The 19,408-nt window shown below is 71.1% G+C and carries 15 protein-coding genes and 2 pseudogenes; 11 read left to right on the top strand and 6 right to left on the bottom strand.

Going from position 1 to position 19,408, the window contains the following annotated elements; translation table 11 throughout:
* Positions 1–102 precede the first annotated feature (102 nt).
* Together ACZ7IB_RS36460 and ACZ7IB_RS36455 are read left to right on the top strand one after the other, a co-directional pair.
* Entirely contained in the window at positions 103–1,332 is a 1,230-nt protein-coding gene (locus tag ACZ7IB_RS36460; protein ID WP_470918603.1) for a sensor histidine kinase, read from the top strand.
* The gene (locus ACZ7IB_RS36455; protein ID WP_470918602.1) at positions 1,320–1,979 is read left to right on the top strand and encodes a LuxR C-terminal-related transcriptional regulator; all 660 of its coding nucleotides are present in this window, start codon (positions 1,320–1,322) and stop codon (positions 1,977–1,979) included. Before ACZ7IB_RS36460 ends, ACZ7IB_RS36455 begins: the two co-directional genes overlap by 13 nt.
* A 178-nt stretch (positions 1,980–2,157) precedes the next feature.
* On the opposite strand, the gene ACZ7IB_RS36450 is transcribed toward ACZ7IB_RS36455, so the two are convergent.
* Entirely contained in the window at positions 2,158–2,550 is a 393-nt protein-coding gene (locus tag ACZ7IB_RS36450; protein ID WP_470918601.1) for a VOC family protein, read from the bottom strand.
* 141 nt (positions 2,551–2,691) lie between these two features.
* On the opposite strand from ACZ7IB_RS36450, the gene ACZ7IB_RS36445 reads away from it, so the two are divergent.
* Together ACZ7IB_RS36445 and ACZ7IB_RS36440 are read left to right on the top strand one after the other, a co-directional pair.
* Entirely contained in the window at positions 2,692–3,327 is a 636-nt protein-coding gene (locus ACZ7IB_RS36445; RefSeq protein ID WP_470918599.1) for a nucleoside/nucleotide kinase family protein, read from the top strand.
* 70 nt (positions 3,328–3,397) lie between these two features.
* Positions 3,398–4,525: an aminopeptidase P family protein gene (locus ACZ7IB_RS36440; protein WP_470918597.1), complete on the top strand. Its 1,128-nt coding sequence runs from the start codon at positions 3,398–3,400 to the stop codon at positions 4,523–4,525.
* A gap of 415 nt (positions 4,526–4,940) precedes the next feature.
* Here the strand turns inward: ACZ7IB_RS36440 and treZ are convergent, their stop codons facing one another.
* Positions 4,941–6,722 (bottom strand): malto-oligosyltrehalose trehalohydrolase, encoded by a 1,782-nt coding sequence (gene treZ, locus ACZ7IB_RS36435; RefSeq protein ID WP_470918595.1) that lies wholly within the window; start codon positions 6,720–6,722, stop codon positions 4,941–4,943.
* A gap of 183 nt (positions 6,723–6,905) precedes the next feature.
* Here treZ and ACZ7IB_RS36430 point away from each other — a divergent pair, with 183 nt between their 5' ends.
* On the top strand, positions 6,906–8,273 hold the full coding sequence (locus tag ACZ7IB_RS36430; RefSeq protein WP_470918593.1) for a GH1 family beta-glucosidase: 1,368 nt from the start codon (positions 6,906–6,908) through the stop codon (positions 8,271–8,273).
* Here ACZ7IB_RS36430 and ACZ7IB_RS36425 read toward each other — a convergent pair.
* Positions 8,262–9,488, bottom strand: coding sequence for an MFS transporter (locus tag ACZ7IB_RS36425; RefSeq protein ID WP_470918591.1), 1,227 nt, complete (start codon positions 9,486–9,488; stop codon positions 8,262–8,264). The two genes, ACZ7IB_RS36430 and ACZ7IB_RS36425, sit on opposite strands and share 12 nt — an antisense overlap.
* Positions 9,489–9,583: 95 nt before the next feature.
* On the opposite strand from ACZ7IB_RS36425, the gene ACZ7IB_RS36420 reads away from it, so the two are divergent.
* Positions 9,584–10,714: an alpha-L-fucosidase gene (locus ACZ7IB_RS36420; RefSeq protein ID WP_470918589.1), complete on the top strand. Its 1,131-nt coding sequence runs from the start codon at positions 9,584–9,586 to the stop codon at positions 10,712–10,714.
* Here ACZ7IB_RS36420 and ACZ7IB_RS36415 read toward each other — a convergent pair.
* Positions 10,686–10,796: pseudogene (locus ACZ7IB_RS36415) on the bottom strand (GNAT family N-acetyltransferase); the annotation flags it as partial. The gene ACZ7IB_RS36420 and the pseudogene ACZ7IB_RS36415 sit on opposite strands and share 29 nt — an antisense overlap.
* Between ACZ7IB_RS36415 and ACZ7IB_RS36410 the strand changes: the two are divergent.
* From ACZ7IB_RS36410 to ACZ7IB_RS36395, 4 genes and pseudogenes are all read left to right on the top strand, one after another.
* Positions 10,795–10,983, top strand: a pseudogene (locus ACZ7IB_RS36410) (IS200/IS605 family accessory protein TnpB-related protein); the annotation flags it as partial. The pseudogenes ACZ7IB_RS36415 and ACZ7IB_RS36410 sit on opposite strands and share 2 nt — an antisense overlap.
* Positions 10,984–11,184: 201 nt before the next feature.
* The gene (locus ACZ7IB_RS36405) at positions 11,185–11,751 is read left to right on the top strand and encodes an FHA domain-containing protein (protein WP_470918639.1); all 567 of its coding nucleotides are present in this window, start codon (positions 11,185–11,187) and stop codon (positions 11,749–11,751) included.
* Positions 11,752–11,812: 61 nt separating this feature from the next.
* On the top strand, positions 11,813–12,055 hold the full coding sequence (locus ACZ7IB_RS36400; protein WP_470918587.1) for a hypothetical protein: 243 nt from the start codon (positions 11,813–11,815) through the stop codon (positions 12,053–12,055).
* A 42-nt stretch (positions 12,056–12,097) separates the two neighbouring features.
* Positions 12,098–13,132, top strand: coding sequence for a cytochrome P450 (locus ACZ7IB_RS36395; protein ID WP_470918585.1), 1,035 nt, complete (start codon positions 12,098–12,100; stop codon positions 13,130–13,132).
* Here the strand turns inward: ACZ7IB_RS36395 and treY are convergent.
* Positions 13,092–15,488 carry a malto-oligosyltrehalose synthase gene (gene treY / locus ACZ7IB_RS36390; RefSeq protein WP_470918583.1) on the bottom strand — a complete coding sequence of 799 codons (2,397 nt, stop codon included), beginning with the start codon at positions 15,486–15,488 and terminating at the stop codon, positions 13,092–13,094. The two genes, ACZ7IB_RS36395 and treY, sit on opposite strands and share 41 nt — an antisense overlap.
* Positions 15,489–15,634: 146 nt before the next feature.
* A complete protein-coding gene (glgX, locus tag ACZ7IB_RS36385) occupies positions 15,635–17,800 on the bottom strand; it encodes a glycogen debranching protein GlgX (RefSeq protein ID WP_470918581.1) in 2,166 nt (721 codons plus the stop codon).
* Positions 17,801–18,156: 356 nt separating this feature from the next.
* On the opposite strand from glgX, the gene ACZ7IB_RS36380 reads away from it, so the two are divergent.
* Entirely contained in the window at positions 18,157–19,389 is a 1,233-nt protein-coding gene (locus ACZ7IB_RS36380; RefSeq protein WP_470918579.1) for an SAV2148 family HEPN domain-containing protein, read from the top strand.
* Positions 19,390–19,408: the final 19 nt, after the last annotated feature.

Raw genomic sequence — 19,408 nt, 5'->3', positions numbered from 1 at the left:
GCGAGGGTGCGCGCTCCCGGACAGGGGGTTCAGCCAGCTCCACCACGGTCAGGGGGAGGCCCCCACTCCGGTGGCGGGTGACTCCCCGTAACGTGCTGTGTCATGAGCACCACTCCCGCCCCGCTGACGGTCGCCATCAGGCGTTCGTGGGATGCGTCGCGCTATCTGTTCATCGGCGTTCCGATCGCGCTGCTCGCATATGTGGGCACGTTCCTGGTGGTGGCGGCCCTGATGTTCGCCGCCGTGATCATCGGGCTGCCCGCCCTGCCCGAGGCCGCCAAAGTGCTGCGCCGGTTCGCGGAGTTCGAGCGCCGCCGGGCAGCCGCGCGGCTCGGCGTGCCGTTCACGCTGACGCCGTATCCGCCGCTGGACGGCGGTGAACTCTCCGAGCGGGTCCGACGCGTACTCACCGACCCGACAGTCTGGCGCGACGCGCTCTGGCTGCCGATCCAGGCGCTCATGGGCAACGCCCTCGGCTACCTCACGATGGTGCTGTGGCCGGTCGGGCTCCTCGTCGACGGGGCCGCGCTGCCCGTCGTGCACCTGCTGGACCGGCGGGCCGCCGACGAGTACGGGACGCCGCTGCCCGCGCGCCGGGGATGGGTGCTGCGCTGGCATTGCGTACTCGCGGATCTGTCGGCGAGCTGGACCCGTTCCCTGCTGACCTCCTCGCCCTCCACCGCACTGGCCGACCGGATCGCCCAGCTGACCGAGAGCCGGGCCGGGGCGGTCGAGGCGCACGGCGCAGAACTGCGACGCATCGAACGGGATCTGCACGACGGCGCCCAGGCCAGGATCGTCGCCCTGTCGATGCGCATCGGCCTCGCCAAGCAGCTCCTCGACCGCGACCCGGCCGCCGCGCGCATCCGCCTCGACGAGGCACAGGACGGCGCGGAGGCGGCCCTCGCGGAACTGCGGCATGTGGTGCGCGGCATCCATCCGCCCGTACTGACGGACCGTGGTCTGGCTGGTGCGGTACGGGCGTTGGCCGCCGACGTCAGCGTGCCCGTCACCGCGGAGATCGACGGTGTCGAGGACGGGCGACGGCTGCCGGCCGCGATCGAGGCCGCCGCCTACTTCGTCATCGCCGAGGCCCTCACCAACATCAGCAAACACAGCGGCGCGACAGCCGCGACCGTACGGATCGACCGGACCCCCGGCACCCTGCGGGTGGCCATCGGCGACGATGGTCACGGCGGCGCGGACGAACGCGCCGGCAGCGGGCTGGTCGGAATCAGGCGACGGATCGCCGCCCTCGACGGCACCACCCGCATCAACAGCCCCACCGGGGGGCCGACGCACATCGAAGTGGAGCTGCCGTGCGGATCGTGATCGCCGAGGACAACGTGCTGCTGAGGGAGGGGCTGATCCTGCTGCTCACCAGCTCGGGCCACGAGGTGGTGGCCGACGCGGCGACCGGGCCCGAGGTGCTGCCCGCCCTGCTGGAACACCGCCCGGACGCCGCCGTGCTCGACGTACGGCTCCCGCCCACCTTCCGCGACGAGGGGCTGCGTGCCGCACTCGCCGCCCGCGCGGAGATGCCCGAACTGCCGATCCTGGTCCTCTCGCAGTACGTCGAGGAGACGTACGCCGCCGAGCTGCTCGCCCAGGGCGCCCAGGGCATCGGGTACCTGCTGAAGGACCGGGTGGGCCGCGTCGATCAGTTCCTCCAGGCGCTCGACCGGGTGGCGGGCGGCGGCACCGCGCTCGACCCCGAGGTCGTGACCCAGCTACTGACCCGCAAGTCGTCGGCCCAGCCCCTGCAGAGCCTCACTCCGCGCGAGCGCGAAGTCCTGGAACTGATGGCACAGGGCAAGGCGAACGGCACCATCGCCACCGAACTGGTGGTGACGGAACGGGCCGTGAGCAAGCACATCGGATCGATCTTCGCCAAGCTCGGCCTGGAACCGGACGACGGCACGGTGCACCGGCGGGTGCTTGCGGTGCTGGCGTATCTGGAGGGCAAGGGCACGCGCTGACGCGCGCCGTGCCCGGTCGACGGGGGTACTGGCCAGCCGGGCCGGTTGCGTACGGTTCCGCCCGGGCCGTGCGTTCAGCCGTGTCGGTCGTGGGGCGCGCGACCGGCACGGCACGATCGGTCATGTGCCCAACGTAACGGTGACCACCGACAACTCCCGCGGACGCAGGCGCCGCAGGTCAGGCCCGCGTGGGCTGGAGCAGATCCCAGCGATTGCCGTACAGGTCCTCGAAGACCGCCACCGATCCGTATGCCTCGTGCCGCGGCTCCTCCAGGAACCGCACCCCGGCGGCCAGCATCCGGGCGTGGTCGCCCGCGAAGTCCTCGGTGTGCAGGAAGAAGCCGACCCGGCCGCCCGTCTGTGCGCCGATGCTCGCCCGCTGCGCCTCGTCCTTGGCGCGGGCCAGGAGCAGTCCCGTCCCCTCCGTGCCGCGCGGCCGCACGACCACCCAGCGCGAGCCGTCGCCCCGGTCGGTGTCCTCCACCAGCTCGAAGCCGAGGGCGTCCGTGTAGAAGGAGACGGCTTCGGCGTAGTCGCGGACGACCAGGGTGACCAGGGCGATGTGCGGCATGAGATTCCTCGGACGGGGCGGGCAATGGTGTGGTGAGCCAGTCGAGCCAGTTCGTTATACGTAACACTACCCGCCTCTGCGGGAACCGCACAGTCCGCACGCCATGACATCCGTCGGGCGCGCGGCGGGACAATGCCCCGCATGGACATCAGCGAACTCACCGGGCTGACGGCGCGCGCCCTGCGCCTCGCCGTCCCCGGCCACCGCCGCATCCTCGGCATCGCGGGACCGCCCGGAGCCGGGAAGTCCACCCTGGCCGCACGGCTCGTCGACGCTCTCGGCGGTCTCGCCGTCCTCGTCCCCATGGACGGCTTCCACCTCGCCCGGGCCGAGTTGGAACGGCTCGGCCGCGCCGGACGCAAGGGCGCCCCCGACACCTTCGACGCCGCCGGTTACGCGGCCCTGCTCCGGCGCCTGCGCTTCCCGGAACCGGAAACCACCGTGTACGCCCCCGCCTTCGACCGCGCCCTGGAGGAGCCGATCGCCGGGGCCGTCCCCGTACCCCCGGACATCCCGCTGGTCGTCACCGAGGGCAATTACCTCCTGCACGACGAAAGGGCCTGGGCGTCCGTACACCGGCTGCTGGACGAGGCCTGGTTCCTGGAACTCGAACCGGCTCTGCGGGTACGCCGGCTCGTCGACCGGCATGTGCGGTTCGGCAAGCCCCGGCCGTACGCGGAGCAATGGGTGGCCGGGTCCGACGAACCCAACGCACGCCTGGTCGAACGGGGCCGCCCTCGCGCCGGCCTCGTCGTACGGCTGCACCCGGAATCCTGACCCCCGCTCGCGTGGACGGGCACGTACGGGCAGGATGCTGTATGCCGTGTCGCGTCGCCAGGAGGTCCGCATGTCCAGCCCGAACCAGCCCGTACCGTTCACCGCCGACGACTACCGGGCCCGGATGACGCGTGCCGCCGAGAGCGCCGCCGAGGCCGGGCTCGCGGGAGTGCTGGTCGCCCCCGGACCCGATCTCGTCCACCTCACCGGCTACCAGCCCGTGAACACCGAACGCCTCACCGTCCTCGTCCTCACACCGGGCCAGGACCCGGTCCTGGTCGTTCCGACCCTGGAGGCCCCGGACGCCGAGAAGGCCGTCGGGGCGCCCGCCCTCACCTTCCGGGACTGGACCGACGGCAAGGACCCGTACGCCGTCACCGCCCCGCTGCTCGACGGCCCGGGCCGGTTCGCGGTCAGCGACAACGCCTGGGCGATGCATCTGCTCGGGCTGCAGCGGACGCTTCCGGACACCTCGTACGTCTCCCTCAGCGAGGCCCTGCCGATGCTGCGCGCGGTGAAGGACGCCGCTGAGCTGGAGCGGCTCGCGGCTGCCGGGGCCGCCGCCGACGCCACGTACGGCGAGATCCTCAAGGTGCGCTTCGCCGGCCGCAAGGAGACCGACATCGCCGCCGATCTGGCCGATCTGCTCAAGCGGTTCGGGCACTCCCAGGTCGACTTCACCGTCGTCGGATCCGGCCCGAACGGCGCCAACCCGCACCACGAGGCGGGCGACCGCACCATCGAGCAGGGCGACATGGTCGTGCTCGACTTCGGCGGCCTCAAGCACGGCTACGGCTCCGACACCTCCCGTACGGTCCATGTCGGCGAACCCACCGCCGAGGAGCAGCGGGTCCACGACATCGTGCGGGAGGCCCAGGAGGCCGGCTGCAACGCGGTCCGGCCCGGCGTCGCCTGCCAGGAGATCGACCGCGCGGCCCGCGCCGTCATCACCGAGTTCGGATACGGCGAGCGCTTCATCCACCGCACCGGCCACGGGATCGGCGTCACCACCCACGAACCGCCGTACATGATCGAGGGCGAGGAGCAGCCGCTGGTGCCCGGGATGTGCTTCTCCGTGGAGCCGGGCATCTATCTGCCGGGCCGGTTCGGTGTCCGGATCGAGGACATCGTGACCGTGACCGAGGACGGTGGCCGACGCCTCAACAGCACCGCGCGCGAACTGGCGATCGTCGAGTAGCGCCCGGCCCTACCGGTCGCGGTCGCTCAGCCGCTCCAGGATGTCGTACGGATACGGCAGCGGGCGGGCGCTCGCCGCGTCCGGCCTCGCCGTCTGGTCGGCCGTCAGCTCCCGGCCCACGGCGCCGAGATTGTCGGTGAGCTGCTCGATCGTGCGCGCCCCGATGATGGGGGCGGTGACGCCCGGCCGCCCGAGGAGCCGGCGGAGTACGACCTGGGCGGGGCGCGGCCGGCTTCCTCGGCCACGGCCAGGACGGCGTCCACGACCTGCCAGGTCTCCTCGTTGTCCCGGCGCCGCCAGTCGTCGCCCCCGTTCGCCCGGTTGCGGGCCGCGCGGGAATCGGCTGTTTCATGGCCATGACCGTACGAGTTGGAGCGCACCCGAAGGCAAGGGTTCTACCGTGCGTCCCCGGAGATCAGTCGTCGGCCAGCACCACGCACGACTCCGGCGGCAGATGCAGCAGCCCGTCGCCCTCCGGGGCCTCCACCGGCACCCACGCGGCCACGACTCTGCCTCCGGCTCTGCGGCGCCGGCCGCCGCCCAGCGGGATCGTGGCCGGCTTCTCGCCGAGGTTGACGGCGATCCGCAGATCTCCCCTCCGGTATGCCAGCCAGCGCGCCTGTTCGTCGTGGGCGGTCCGCACCGACGCCAGGTCCGGGTCGGAGAGGTCGGGCAGGGTGTGGCGCAGTGCGATCAGCTCGCGGTACCAGGCGTGCAGACGGGCGTGCGGCTCCTGAGCCGGTTCGCTCCAGTCCAGGCAGGAGCGGTTCCGGGTGGCCGGGTCCTGCGGGTCCGGAATGTCGTCCGCCGCCCAGCCGTGCGCCGCGAACTCCCGCCGTCTGCCGTCCCGGACCGCCTCGGCGAGCGCCGGATCGGTGTGGTCGGTGAAGAACTGCCAGGGGGTGCGGGCCCCCCACTCCTCGCCCATGAACAGCATCGGGGTGAAAGGCCCTGTCAGTACGAGGGCCGCGGCGCAGGCCAGCAGACCGGGCGAGAGCGTGGCGGAGAGCCGGTCGCCCAGTGCCCGGTTGCCGATCTGGTCATGGGTCTGGGCGTAGCCGACGAAGCGGTGGGCCGGGGTGCGGGCGATGTCGACGGGGCGGCCGTGGGTACGGCCGCGGAAGCTGGAGTACGTACCGTTGTGGAAGAACGCGCTCGTCACGGTCTTGGCGACGGCGGCCAGCGGGGCGGCGGCGAAGTCCGCGTAGTAGCCCTGGGACTCACCGGTGAGCGCGGTGTGCAGGGCGTGGTGGAAGTCGTCGTTCCACTGGGCGTGCAGGCCGATGCCGCCCGATTCGCGAGGTGTCGTCGTCCGCGGGTCGCAGAGGTCGGACTCGGCGATCAGCGAGAGCGGACGGCCGAGTTCGGCGGCGAGCGCGTCGGTCGCCGTGGACAGCTCCTCCAGGAAGGTCAGCGCCCGCGCGTCGGCCAGGGCATGGACCGCGTCCAGCCGCAGTCCGTCGAGCCGGTAGTCGCGCAGCCAGGCGAGCGCGCTGCCCAGCAGATACGCCCGCACCTCGTCCGAACCGGGCGCGTCGAGGTTGACCGCCGCGCCCCACGGTGTGTGGTGGGTCTCGGTGAAGTACGGGCCGAAGGCCGGGAGGTGATTGCCGGACGGGCCGAGGTGGTTGTGGACGACATCCAGGACGACCGCGAGTCCGAGACCATGCGCCGTGTCGACAAAACGCTTAAGCCCCTCCGGGCCGCCGTACGGCTCGTGCACGGCCCAGAGCGAAACCCCCTCGTACCCCCACCCGTGGGCCCCGGGGAAGGGGCAGACCGGCATCAGCGACACATGGGTGATGCCCAGTTCGGCGAGATGGCCGAGCCGGGCCGCCGCGGCGTCGAAAGTGCCCTCGTCGGTGTACGTACCGATGTGCAGCTCGTACAGGACGGCGCCCGGGAGCCCCCGGCCCGACCAGTCATTGCGCCAGGTGTACGCCGAGTGGTCGACGACGGCGCTCTCGCCGTCCGGCCCGTCCGGCTGACGGCGCGAGCGCGGATCGGGCAGCACGGGCCCATCGGCCCCGCCGTCCACGCCCCCGTTCAGCACAAAGCCGTAGCGGTCTCCGTCCGACGCCTCCGCCTCGGCGGTCCACCAGCCGGCCCGTACGGGATCACGCCCCATTGCCCGCAGCGCACCCGCCAGCCGCAGTCCGACCGAGTCCGCATCCGGTGCCCATACCTCGAACAGCATGCAACGCTCCTCGTCTCCTCGCCCCCGTGCCCCATGGTCGGCATCAGCCGCGACGACTGACTCGCGACACTGGATCGAGCCCGTTACTGGCGATTAAGGTCTGGTTCTGATCACTGCCCCGCCAGGTTCTGCTCAATACGCACTACTCAATACGCACTCCCTCTTACGGCTGTGGAGGCCGAGATGAATGTGCCGTCGTTCCCGCCCGGTTTCCTCTGGGGAGCCTCCGCCTCCGCGTTCCAGACCGAAGGGGCGTCCGATACCGACGGCAAGGGCCCCTCCGGCTGGGACGCCTTCGCCGCACAGCCCGGACGGATCAAGGACGGCACCGACACCACCCGCGGGACCGGCTTCCACCAGCACTACCGCGAGGACGTCGCCCTCCTGGCCGGCCTCGGCGCCGATGCCTTCCGGTTCTCCGTCAGCTGGCCGCGCGTGGTGCCCGGCGGCAGCGGACCCATCAACCCGCAGGGGCTCGACTTCTACGACCGCCTCGTCGACGAACTCTGCGCCCACGGCATCACCCCGGCCCCCACCCTCTACCACTGGGACACCCCGCTGCCGCTGGACGAGGCGGGCGGCTGGCTCAACCGGGACACGGCCTACCGCTTCGCCGAGTACGCGGGCATCGTCGCCGAGCGCCTCGCCGACCGCGTACCGATGTGGATCACCATCAACGAACCGGCCGAAGTGACGATGCTCGGCTACGCCCTCGGCGAGCACGCACCGGGCCGCACCCTCCTCTTCGACGCCCTGCCCGCCGCCCATCACCAGCTCCTCGCCCACGGCCTGGCCGTCCGCGCCCTGCGCGGCGCGGGCGCCGACAACATCGGCATCGCCGTCTCGCACACCCCCGTCTGGACCGCCGGGGACCGTGACGAGGACCGCCTGGGCGCGCAGCTGTACGACACGATCACCAACTGGATGTTCGCCGACCCGATCCTCACCGGCCGCTACCCCGACGAGAACTTCGCCGCGCTGATGCCGGGCCCGGTCGAGGACGACCTGTCGACCATCTCCACCCCGATCGACTGGTACGGGGTCAACTACTACAACCCCACCCTTGTCGGCGCCCCGGACCCGGAAGCCCTGGAATCCTTCTCCGGCTTCGAGATGCCCGCCGAACTCCCCTTCGGCATCCGCGAGATAGAGGGCTACGAGAAGACCGACTTCGGCTGGCCCGTCGTCCCCGACGGCCTGCGCGAGACCCTCGTCCAGCTCCACAGCCGCTTCGGCGACCGGCTCCCGCCGCTCTACATCACCGAGAACGGCTGCGCCGTCGACGAGCCGGCCCGGGACGCCCGCCGGATCGCCTACCTCGAAGGACACCTGAAGGCACTGCGGACGGCCATCGACGCGGGCGTCGACGTCCGCGGCTACTTCACCTGGTCGCTCACCGACAACGTCGAATGGACCGAGGGCGCCGGCAAGCGGTTCGGCCTGGTCCACATCGACTACGAGACGCTGCGCCGGACGCCCAAGGACTCGTACGCCTGGTACCGCGATCTGATCCGTGCGCAGAAGACCGGCACCGGCGGCTCAGCCCACTGACCTGATCCGCCACACCAGCACCCCGCCCACCACCGTCACCACGGTCGACGCCAGGTAGAGCCCGGCATAGCCACCCGCGTACGCCACGATCGGCGCGGCCAGTGCCGGGCCGAGGACCTGCGGTGCGGAGTTGGCGATATTGATGACCCCCAGGTCCTTCGCCCGGTCGACGGCCGTCGGAAGGACCTGGGTGATCAGCGCCTGGTCGACCGCCACATAGATGCCGTAGCCGAGCCCGAGTACCACCGCGGCCGCCATCGCAGCCGGCCAGGTGTGCCAGAACGTCAGCAGCAGCGACCCCGCCGCCATCACCATCGAGCAGGCGCTGACCATCATCTTCCGCTTGCCCAGACGGTCCGAGACGATCCCGCCCGCCACCGCCGTCACGACCACACCACCGGTGTAGAGCAGCGTCAGATACAGCACGCCCATGTCCGGATCCGGGTAATGCACCGCGTCCTTGAGGAAATACAGCAGATAGAGCGTGCCGATCGCATTCCCCAGCTGGACCAGGAAACGGGTCAGCCATGCCCACCCGAAGTCGGGATACAGCCGCGGACTCACCCAGAAGTCCCTCAGCCGGACCACCGGCCCCCGCACCCCGGGCACGACCGGGTCGCGGGTCATCAGGACGAACGGCAGTGCACAGAGCACCACGAGCCCCGCAAGCACCAGGTAGCCCGAACCGGTCCCGGTCACCGCCACCGACACCAGCAGCACCCCGAAGACCAGCCCCAGCGTCTGCGGTATGCCGATGAACCCCGAAACCGCCGCCCGCTGCCGCACCGGCACCTGGTCGGGAACCACCGCGCTGGTGCCCGCCAGCATCGTGTTCAGCCCCAGTTGCGCCAGACACCAGCCGAGCGCCACCCCGACCACCGTCGTCTGCGCCGCCGTCACCGCCAGACCCACCGCGCCCACCAGCGCACCGCCCAGGATCCACGGATGCCTGCGGCCGAACCGTCCGCCCGTACGGTCCGACAGCGCGCCCGCGACCGGGTTGGCGATCACCGCGACCAGCGCCCCGGCCCCCGTCGCCCAGCCGAGTGCGACCTCCTTGCCGGACGAGCTCAGATCGTCGATCTGCTCCGCGAGCAGCACCTGGATCGGGGTGAGAAAAGCCATGTACAGGCCCAGATTGGCCAGCGCCAGACCGCCGATCCAGCCACCGCCTACGCGGCGCTGCGGTTCCGCACGGGGATCGTCCAGGATCATCGGCCGCTCGCCATCAGCTCGTCAGGGTCCGGCAAGGTGCCCCGGAGGTGCCCGGATCTTACGAACGACCCCCTGTGTGATCAATACTTCGCGCCATGGTTGCTTCATGGTGGTCCCGGGCCCGACTGGGGATCTTCGTGCACTGGACACCCGCCTCCGTACCGGGCTGGGCCCCTCCGTACGTCCCCGCGGACGAGCTGCCCCTGGCGGGCCGTCGCTCGCCGCTCGGCTGGACGTCGTACGCCGAGTGGTACGAGAACGCGCTCCGCTTCCCCGACAGCCCCGTCTCCGCCCACCACCGCGCGACCTACGGCACCCGCCCGTACACCGCCTTCGGGGGCGACTTCAACGACGCCCTGGACACCTGGGACCCCGCCGCCTGGGCCCGCAGCTTCCGCGCCGCGGGCGCCCGCTACGCCGTCCTCGTCACCAAGCACCACGACGGCTTCTGCCTCTGGCCCTCCGAGGTCGGCAACCCGCACCGCACCGGCTGGCACACCTCGCGCGACGTGGTCGGTGAATTCGCCGAAGCCGTACGGGCCGAGGGCCTGCGCTTCGGCGTCTACTACTCCGGCGGCCTCGACTGGACCTTCGACGACCGGCCCATCGGTACCGGCGCGGACACCGTCTCGGCCGTCCCGCGCGGCAGCTACCCCGCGTACGCGGGCGCCCAGATACGCGAACTGATCCGCCGCTACCGCCCCGACATCCTCTGGAACGACATCGCCTGGCCCGGCTCCCGCTCCGACGTCCAGCGGCTGGTGGAGTACTACCGCTTCACCGTCCCGCACGGCGTCGTCAACGACCGGCTGTTCCCGTACGCACCGATGCGGCGCGCACTGCAACTCCCGGGTGCCAAGGCCCTGTACGACCGCTGGGAGCGACGCACCATCGCCCAGGGCGAAGGCTTCGTCCCGCGCAAACCCCCGTACTACGACTTCCGTACGCCCGAATTCGCCCGCTACACCGGCCCCGGCCCGTACGAGATCACCCGTGGCATCGACCACAGTTTCGGCTACAACCGCAACTCCCCGCCCGAGGCGTTCCTCGGCCGGGACGCGCTGGACTCGCTGGTACGGGAGACGGCGTCCGCGGGCGGCAATCTGCTGCTCAATGTGGGGCCGCGCGGCGAGGATGCGACGATCCCCGCCGAGCAGCAGCTGCGCCTGGACTGGCTGGCGGAACTCGTCCCTGAACTCACACCGGATGGATGCGTTCCTGGCTGATGCGATGGCCGGCCCGGGCGAACGCGACCGCCATCGGCGCGTTGCCCCGGTCGGTGGCGCCCGCGATGAACTCGGCCCCCCGCCGTCTCACGGCGCTGGAAGCCCGGCACGCCGCCGCCGTCTGTGACCGGCAGGCCGGACGCGTCCGGGTGGTACGGGGCGGCAGACGTCTCCTGAACACCCGCCACCACCTCACCCAGGCCCGGCTCACCGAGGAGCAGTGGCGGGAACGCTGGGAAGCGGAACGCTGGCTCATCGCTCCCGATGGCGTGAGGGAACCCGCCCACCCGCAACGGACCACGCCCCTGGAGGCGTGCCGCCGAACGGGACGAGAGAGCGGCAACCCAGTGCATCCAACACCGTTCGGGATGCGCCCAGCACGCAACAGTGGGTCCAGGACCCATTCATGCACGCTGGTTAGGAACGGTTGTTCTGGACACTCCGGGGCGGTCGGCCCGACAATTGGCTCCGTGACGTCCCCCTTCGAGTTCCACACGTATCCCGCGCGGCTGTCCGACGCCCAGCGCGACCGTGTTCTCGGCGTGCTCAGAGACGGCGCGGCACAGGGCAAGCTGTCCCACGACACCTTCATGCGGCGCATGGAACTGGCCCTCACCGCCCGGCGCTCGGAGGATCTGGAGGCGCTCACCGCCGACCTGGAGAGCGAAGACCGCTGGTCACGGCGGATACTCCGGGTCGTGAGCGGAGTGTCCGGCTTTCCCGGCCGGGTGCGCCGGGTCTGGCAGACCGAACGCCTCCCGAAACTCCTGCTCCCCACTCCCAGCCCGTACCCCCTGCTGATCGGCCGCGATCCGGGCAACGGGCTGCGGCTCAACCACGAGACCGTCTCCCGGCTCCATGCGGAACTCACCGTGCAGGGCGGCCGCTGGCTGCTGCGCGACCTGGGTTCGACCAACGGCACCTGTGTCAACGGACAGCGGGTCACGGGTACGGTCCCGGTCCGAGACGGGGACCAGGTGAGCTTCGGACGGATGAGCTTCCGGCTCTCCGCGCCCGTCCTCGGGCCCCCTGCCTGAGTCGGACGCGGGCCCGGCGAGGCGGCATCAGGACTGCTGATGGAGACCGCGGCCGGCGAGGGTGAAAAAGGCTTCGCCGACCGCGTCGGAGAGCGCCCGGACGGTCGTGGACGTCCAGCACGGCCGCACCCTCCGTGTCGAGCTGACCGGGACCGCCGCCGCGTTCACGGATCTGTTCGTCGTTTCCCGGCCGTTCCGCCCCCGGTCGCTCACGGACCGGTACCCGGCCCGACCGGGCACACCGTCGTCACCCGGACGGCCGTACACCGACTGCGCAACGCCCCTGTCGGTGATCCGCTGGTGAGGATCGCGCCGCACACCGGCGCCCTTACACGCCGGGGTACCGATGCAGGCCGACGCGCCCGAAGGCATACCCGCACCGGACCCCGGCCGCCGGGCCGGCCGGACGGCGCGCGGATCCCGCCCCGGCACCGGCCCCAGCCTGCTCGCACCCGGCGCCGCACACGACCCGTACCGGCTCTACCGCATCCTGCGCGAGGAATACCCGCTCAGCTACGACGCGCCCCTGGGCGCCTGGCTGGTCAGCCGGTACGCGGATGTGACCACGGCCCTCAGCGACCCCCGGTTCACCGGGTTCCCGCACGACAGTGCGCCCCGCGGCGGCCCCGCACCCCTCGGACTCTGCCACGGCAGCACCCTGTGCACGCCCCGCAAGCAGCGCAGGGCCGCGACCGGTTCAGTGCCACGTCACATGGCCGAGCGGATCGAGCGCACCGCCTACGTGCTGGCGCACCGCATCGCAGGCCGCCAACAGGCCGACCTCGTCGAGGAGTTCTGCCGCTGGCTGCCCGCCGGTTCCGCAGCCGACACGCCCGCCCGCCGGTACGCGACCCGGCTGCCCCGCACCGGACCGGGAGGTACCGCCACCACACCGTGCATCCGGCACACCGGCCTCCGCGAGACCGCGCTCGCCTCCTTACTCGCCAACCTGCTCGACGTCCCCGACCTCCTGGCCGCGCTGCGCATCGAACCCGCCCTGGCCGTCCGGGCCTGGACGGAGTCGCTGCGCCGCGACCCGCCCGTCCAGGTCGTGCTGCGCCGCACCGTCACCGATGTCACCCTCAGCGGCGGCACGCTGCCTGCCGGGGCACCCGTCGCCTGTCTGATCGGCTCGGCGGGCCGCGATCCGGAACGGTTCTGTGCACCCGACCTCTTCGATCCCTTCCGCTACGACCAGGGCCGGTCCCTCACCGGACCGGCGGGCTGCCCGGCCGTCGTGCTCGGCCGGCTGGAGGCCCAGCAGGGCCTGCGGGCCCTCCTCGACGCGATGCCCCGGCTCCGCTGGGCGGACGGATTCCGCCCGGCCGGCACGGGGGTGCTCACGCGCGGTCCGCGAGCCCTTCTCGTCCGACCCGGCTGAGCAGCGCCACCGGACGTTCCGCGAAGAGCTCGACGAGCGCGACCGTGGCCCCGGTGAACTTCCGGCCGGGCGCCAGCAGATCGGTCCACGGCCCGTCGTCCGGCAGCGTCAGCTCCGTCCCGCGCCAGCCGCCCGACTCCGCCAGCCGCAACGACAGCCTGGTCACCGCGGTGACCACCTCGCCCGAGCGGCAGAAGGCCAGACAATGCGCGGCCGCCGGGCCATGGGCGCTCAGTGGGGCGTACGTACCCGACTCGCCGAACACCTCCGGCCGTTCGCGCCGCAGCCGCAGCACCGCCGCGGTGAGCTCCCGCTTCTCACTGAAGGCCTCGTCCCCGGACGGTAGGCAGAACGGCCGCCGGTTGTCCGGGTCGACCAGCGCCAGGTACTCCCGTTCCGTGCCCTGATACAGATCGGGCACACCCGGCATCGTCAGCTGCACCAGCGCCGCGCCGAGAACATTGGCCCGTACGTACGGGTCGAGCGTGCCCGCGAAGCGTTCCAGCGCCTCGCGCACCGGGCCGTTGCCAGCGGCCGGTCCCGCCGCGACGAAGTCCGTCATCGCCCGCTCGTACGCCGGATCGGGCTCGGTCCAGCTGGTGAAAAGACCCGACTCGCGGACCGCCTTCAGCAGTGCGGGCTCCAGCCGGCCCGCCATCTCCCGGACCGGCAGCTTCACACAGCCGAAGGCCGTCTGCCAGGCCTGCCAGGCGAACTGCGCATCGGGAGCGGTCGCGGGAGTCACCCGCCCCAGCTCCACCAGCAGCCAGGACCACTGCTCCGGGCACTGGGTCAGCACCGCGACCCGGGCCCGTACATCGGCGCTCCGCTTGGTGTCGTGCGTGGTCAGCGCCGTGCCGGTGGCCGGCCAGTCGCGCGCCAGCCGGGCACAGAACGCATGGAACTCCTCCGGCGTCACCGCAGGCTGCCCGGGATCACCGCCCACCTCGTTCGCCGAGATCAGCGGTACGTACCGGTAGAACGCCGTGTCCTCGACCGACTTGGCGCGCAACGCCGACGCGGTCTGGGCGAACCGGGAGCAGAACGCCGCCCGGTCGGGCCCCTCGCCCAGCCGCCCCACGGCCAGATCCCGCACGACCTCGACGGCCGAAGCCTCCTCCGGAACGGAGAACACCGCCTCCGCATCCCGTACGGCCGCATCCGAGAGCGCCGTCTCAGCCGTCTTCGTGCGGGGCCCGCCGGGTGTCACATACGGGCGGTAGACGGGTACGCGTACAAGAAGTTCACACACGGCGGTGTGCAGCGTCCACGGTGCGTGGTCGCGCAGCGAGGGGTCCTCGGCGCAGATACGTACGGCGAGCCGGGTCAGCAGCCCGGTCTCGGCGGCCAGCTCATGCGTCACCACCCGGTACGCGGCCCGGCGGACGGTCGACGTCCAGTCACCCCCGCGGTCGCCGGCGGGCCCCGCGTACTCCCGGTAGCGGCCGAGCAGCTCCGCGGCGCCCATCGGATCGACGAAGAGGCCGTCGATCCGGTGCAGCGCGTCGTACCCGGTCGTCCCCGCGACGGCCCAGCCCGCGGGCAGCGGCTCGGTACGGCTGAGGATCTTCTCCACCACCGTCCACCGCCCGTCGGTCGCCGCCGAGAGCCGCTCCAGATAGGCCGCAGGATCGGCGAGCCCGTCGGGGTGGTCGATGCGCAGCCCGTCGACGACTCCGTCCCGGACCAGTTCGAGGATCTTGCCGTGGGTGGCGGCGAAGACCTCGGGGTCCTCCACCCGCACCCCGATGAGGTCGGAGATGGTGAAGAACCGCCGGTAGTTCAGCTCGGTGCGGGCCAGCCGCCACCAGCCGAGCCGGTAGTGCTGGGCATCCAGCAGCTCGGGCAGCGGCAGACGAGCGGTGCCGGTCCGGAGCGGGAACTCCTGCTCGCCGTAGCGCAGCACCTCCCCGTCGACCCGGAGCCTGTCGATCTCGTCGCCGATCCGTCCGGCCAGCACCGGCAGCAGCACCTTGCCGCCGCCCGCCGCCCAGTCGATGTCGAACCAGCGGGCGTACGGGGACTCGGAGCCTTCGCGCAGCACCTCCCGCAGTGCGTGGTTGTGGCGGGGGACCGCGGCCATGTGGTTCGGCACGATGTCCACGACCAGTCCGAGACCGTGCTCACGCGCCGTGCGGGCCAGCTCCCGCAGCCCCTCCTCACCGCCGAGTTCCGCGCGTACCCGGCTGTGATCGACGACGTCGTACCCGTGTCTGGAGCCGGGCACGGCTTCCAGGACCGGGGACAGATGCAGATGGGAGACGCCGAGCGCGGCGAGATACGGCACGGCGTGTCCGGCGGCCGCGAACGGGAAGTCCGGCTGGAGCTGCAGCCGGTAGGTGGCGGTGGGCGTCATGCGCCGTTACGTACCCAGCCTGCGGGCTCCTGTGTCACCGAACGCCGCAAAGGGCTCGACCGGCGGTGTCGTCGAGTCGACGGCCGGGCCGGAAGGCCGGACCCAGGGTCTTTCGTTTGGATCAGGCCGGATCCAAACGAAAGACCCTAGGCGGGCCGCTGCAGCACCGCCATGCTCCGTCCGACCAGCATCACCCGTTCGCCCGCCGACACCTTCGGCCCCGAGCCGGGAAGAACGCCGGTGGGGCGCGCCGTGTCGACCACCACCAGCCACTGCCGGCCGTGATTCACCGGAACGGAGAACTCCAGCGTGTCGGCACTCGCGTTGAACATCAGCAGGAACGAGTCGTCAAAGATCCGTTCGCCGCGCGGCCCCGGCTCCGAGATCGCATGGCCGTTGAGGAAGACCGTCAGCGCCTTGGCGTGCGCGGCCTGCCAGTCCCGTTGCTTCATCTCGCCGCCCTCGGGCGTGAACCACGCGATGTCCGAGAGCTCGTCGTGTGTGCCCTCGACCGGACGGCCGTGGAAGAACCGGCGGCGCCGGAAGACCGGATGGTCGCGGCGGAGCCAGACCATTGCCCGGGTGAACTCCAGCAGACTGCTTCCGAGACCGTTTTCTTCGGCCGGATCGGTCTCGTCCGCATCGTCCGTCGCTGCCTCGGCGGGGTCGGGCCAGTGCACCCACGACAACTCGTTGTCCTGGCAGTACGCGTTGTTGTTGCCCCGCTGCGTACGCGCGAACTCGTCGCCGTGGCTCAGCATCGGCACGCCCTGCGACAGCATCAGCGTGGCGATGAAATTCCGCATCTGCCGTTCGCGCAGCTCCAGAATCTCCGGCTGGTCCGTCTCGCCCTCCGCGCCGCAGTTCCAGGACCGGTTGTGGCTCTCGCCGTCCCGGTTGCCCTCGCCGTTCGCCTCGTTGTGCTTGTCGTTGTACGAGACCAGGTCGTGCAGCGTGAATCCGTCGTGGCAGGTGGTGAAGTTGATCGACGCGAGCGGCCGCCGGCCGTCGTCCTGGTACAGGTCCGACGACCCCGTCAGCCGCCCGGCGAACTCGGCGAGGGTCCGCGGCTCGCCCCGCCACAGGTCCCGCACGGTGTCCCGGTACTTGCCGTTCCACTCGGTCCACAGCGGCGGGAAGTTCCCCACCTGGTAGCCGCCCTCGCCCACGTCCCACGGTTCGGCGATCAGCTTCACCTGGCTGACCACCGGGTCCTGCTGCACCAGATCGAAGAACGACGACAGCCGGTCGACCTCGTGGAACTGCCGGGCCAGGGTGGCCGCCAGGTCGAAGCGGAAGCCGTCCACATGCATCTCCGTGACCCAGTACCGCAAGGAGTCCATGATCAGCTGCAGCACGTGCGGCGAGCGCATCAGCAGGGAGTTCCCGGTTCCCGTGGTGTCCATGTAGTACCGCTGGTCGTCCGCGAGCCGGTAGTACGAGGCATTGTCCAGGCCCCGGAAGGAGAGCGTCGGACCCAGGTGATTGCCCTCCGCGGTGTGGTTGTAGACCACGTCGAGGATCACCTCGATACCGGCCTGATGCAGCGCCCGAACGGCCTGCTTGAACTCCAGCACCTGTTCACCGCGGTCCCCCCAGGAGGCGTACGCGTTGTGCGGGGCGAAGAAACCGATGGTGTTGTAACCCCAGTAGTTGGCCAGCCCCGCGTCCACCAACCGGTGATCCTGGACGAACTGGTGAACCGGCATCAATTCGATCGCCGTGACACCCAGTTCCGTCAGATGGGCGATCACCTCCGGATGGGCCAGCCCCGCGTAGGTGCCGCGCAGTTCCTTCGGCAGCCCCGGATGGAGCATCGTCAGACCCTTCACATGGGCCTCGTAGATCACCGTGCGGTGGTAGTCCGTACGGGGCCGCCGGTCGTCGCCCCAGTCGAAGTACGGGTTGACCACGACCGAGGTCATGGTGTGCGGCGCCGAGTCGAGATCGTTGCGCGCGTCGGGCCGGCCGAACGGATAGCCGTACACCGCCTCGCCCCACTGGATCTGCCCGGCGACGGCCCTGGCGTACGGGTCGAGCAGCAGTTTGGCCGAATTGCAGCGGATGCCGCGTTCCGGTTCGTACGGCCCGTGGACCCTGAACCCGTACCGCTGACCGGGCATCACCCCGGGCAGATAGGCATGGCGGACAAAGGCATCGGTCTCCCTGAGTTCCACCGCCGTCTCGGAACCGTCGTCGTGCAGCAGGCACAACTCGATTCGGTTGGCGGCCTCTGAGAAGACCGCGAAGTTGGTCCCGGCGCCGTCGTACGTGGCACCGAGGGGATACGCCTGTCCCGGCCAGACCTGCATAGGTTGACCCTTCCACTTCTGATCCGGGTGCCTGGGGCTTGCGGGCTGCTTGAGCCAGATCTTCCCCGAAAGAGGTGCGGCTACCTAGGACGTCGCGCGGTCCGGTCAACATCGGGCCTATCCGTGTCGCCCGGATCCGGGATCCGGGGCCCTGAGCCGGCCGCAGGCCCGGTACAGGGCCCCGGATGAGGTGCTCAATCACTATGAATCCGCTCACTACGGCAGATCTTGCCGTGGGGAACCTGCCTGTGTCATAGGGGAGTTGAGGAAGCAGCCTGTGCATCCGGCTGCACCGGCTCCCGCTCGCGGAGTACCCTTCCTTGATCGTTGGTGGGGGAGTGGAAGGCGGTGCGCGGGTGAGCTCGGGAGGGTTCGAGCTGCCCCCAGGTGACACAGGTCACGAGGGGGACTCAACCGATGCCCCGCCCGGGGCGGTCTCACTTGCGCAGCCCATGGAGATCGGTGCGGAACTGGACTGGGGAGCGGACGCCTGGAGCGAGGTGCGCACGCGCGCCCAGCGGGCCGGGCGGGCCTATATCTGGCTGAATCTCGTGGAGCAGCGGCTGCGCGCCGTGGTCGCCGCGGTGCTCCGGCCCATCTACGAGCCGGTCCACGGCGAGGACTGGGTGGTGGCCGCCGCCGGACCCGCCGGGCAGGAGTGGGTGCAGCGCGCCGTCGCCGTACGTGAGGTCTCCCGCCGCAAGGGCTATCTGCTGGACCCGGCCGACGACAACGTTCTCAGCTTCCTCACGCTGCCGCAGCTGCGTGAGCTGATGGTCCAGCACTGGCCGTGCTTCGAGCCGTACTTCGACGACCGGCGCGAGGTGGAGCTGGCGCTCGACGAGCTGGAGGTCGCCCGCAATGTGGTCTCCCGCAACCGCGCTCTGAACGAGGCGGTCCTCGCCCAGGCCGAGCGCGCCTCGGCCCGGCTCCTGGAGATCCTGGGCAGCGGCGCCGCGGTCCCGTCGGCCGACCGGCTCCCGGTCGACGCCGTCGAGGAGCTGGTCGGCGACCGGTACGCGGACGTGGTCTCCGTCCACTCCGACCGGGTGCGGCTCCAGCGCCAGCTGCCCGCCGAGGATCTCTTCGGGGGTTCGCGCCGGCTCGACGCGATCGGCATAGGACTCAACCTGCTCGTGCAGAACTTCTCCGGCCGCAGGCTGATCCGGCTCGCCGAGTCGGGCTGCCGGGTCCGGCTTCTCTTCATCAACCCGGCGAGCAGCGCGGTCAAGCGCCGGGAGCGGGAGCTGGGTCTCAAGAAGGGCGAGCTGAGCCGGTCGGTGGAGATGAACATCCTCCATATGCGCCGGGTCCGCTCCAAGCTTCGCGATCCGGGTGCCTTCGAGATCCATGTCTTCGACGAGACGCCGCGCTTCACGGCCTATCTGGTGGACGGCGACGGGGCGGACGCGGTCGGGGTCGTCCAGCCGTATCTGCGGCGCGCACGCGGCATGGAGGCGCCCGTGCTGGTGCTGCGGGGCGGGGGGCATGCGGTGGTCAGGGCGGGGCAGGACAACGAGCACGGGCTGTTCGAGACGTACCGCGAGGAGTTCGAGTCGGTCTGGACGGACTCCAGGCCCGTCTCCTGACGCCCCTTCCAGCGTTGTC

The sequence above is a fragment of the Streptomyces sp. NPDC037301 genome (assembly GCF_055602785.1).
The sequence above is the reverse complement of the archived record's forward strand: the minus strand, read 5'-3'. Positions and strand labels throughout refer to the sequence as shown.

Coding starts and splice junctions, on each gene's coding strand:
- ACZ7IB_RS36445 (WP_470918599.1), top strand. CDS start 2,692: ATGGACATCAGCGAACTCACCGGGCTGACGGCGCGCGCCCTGCGCCTC.
- ACZ7IB_RS36395 (WP_470918585.1), top strand. CDS start 12,098: ATGCAGGCCGACGCGCCCGAAGGCATACCCGCACCGGACCCCGGCCGC.
- ACZ7IB_RS36460 (WP_470918603.1), top strand. CDS start 103: ATGAGCACCACTCCCGCCCCGCTGACGGTCGCCATCAGGCGTTCGTGG.
- glgX (WP_470918581.1), bottom strand. CDS start 17,800: ATGCAGGTCTGGCCGGGACAGGCGTATCCCCTCGGTGCCACGTACGAC.
- treY (WP_470918583.1), bottom strand. CDS start 15,488: ATGACGCCCACCGCCACCTACCGGCTGCAGCTCCAGCCGGACTTCCCG.
- ACZ7IB_RS36450 (WP_470918601.1), bottom strand. CDS start 2,550: ATGCCGCACATCGCCCTGGTCACCCTGGTCGTCCGCGACTACGCCGAA.
- treZ (WP_470918595.1), bottom strand. CDS start 6,722: ATGCTGTTCGAGGTATGGGCACCGGATGCGGACTCGGTCGGACTGCGG.
- ACZ7IB_RS36425 (WP_470918591.1), bottom strand. CDS start 9,488: ATGATCCTGGACGATCCCCGTGCGGAACCGCAGCGCCGCGTAGGCGGT.
- ACZ7IB_RS36420 (WP_470918589.1), top strand. CDS start 9,584: ATGGTTGCTTCATGGTGGTCCCGGGCCCGACTGGGGATCTTCGTGCAC.
- ACZ7IB_RS36440 (WP_470918597.1), top strand. CDS start 3,398: ATGTCCAGCCCGAACCAGCCCGTACCGTTCACCGCCGACGACTACCGG.
- ACZ7IB_RS36430 (WP_470918593.1), top strand. CDS start 6,906: ATGAATGTGCCGTCGTTCCCGCCCGGTTTCCTCTGGGGAGCCTCCGCC.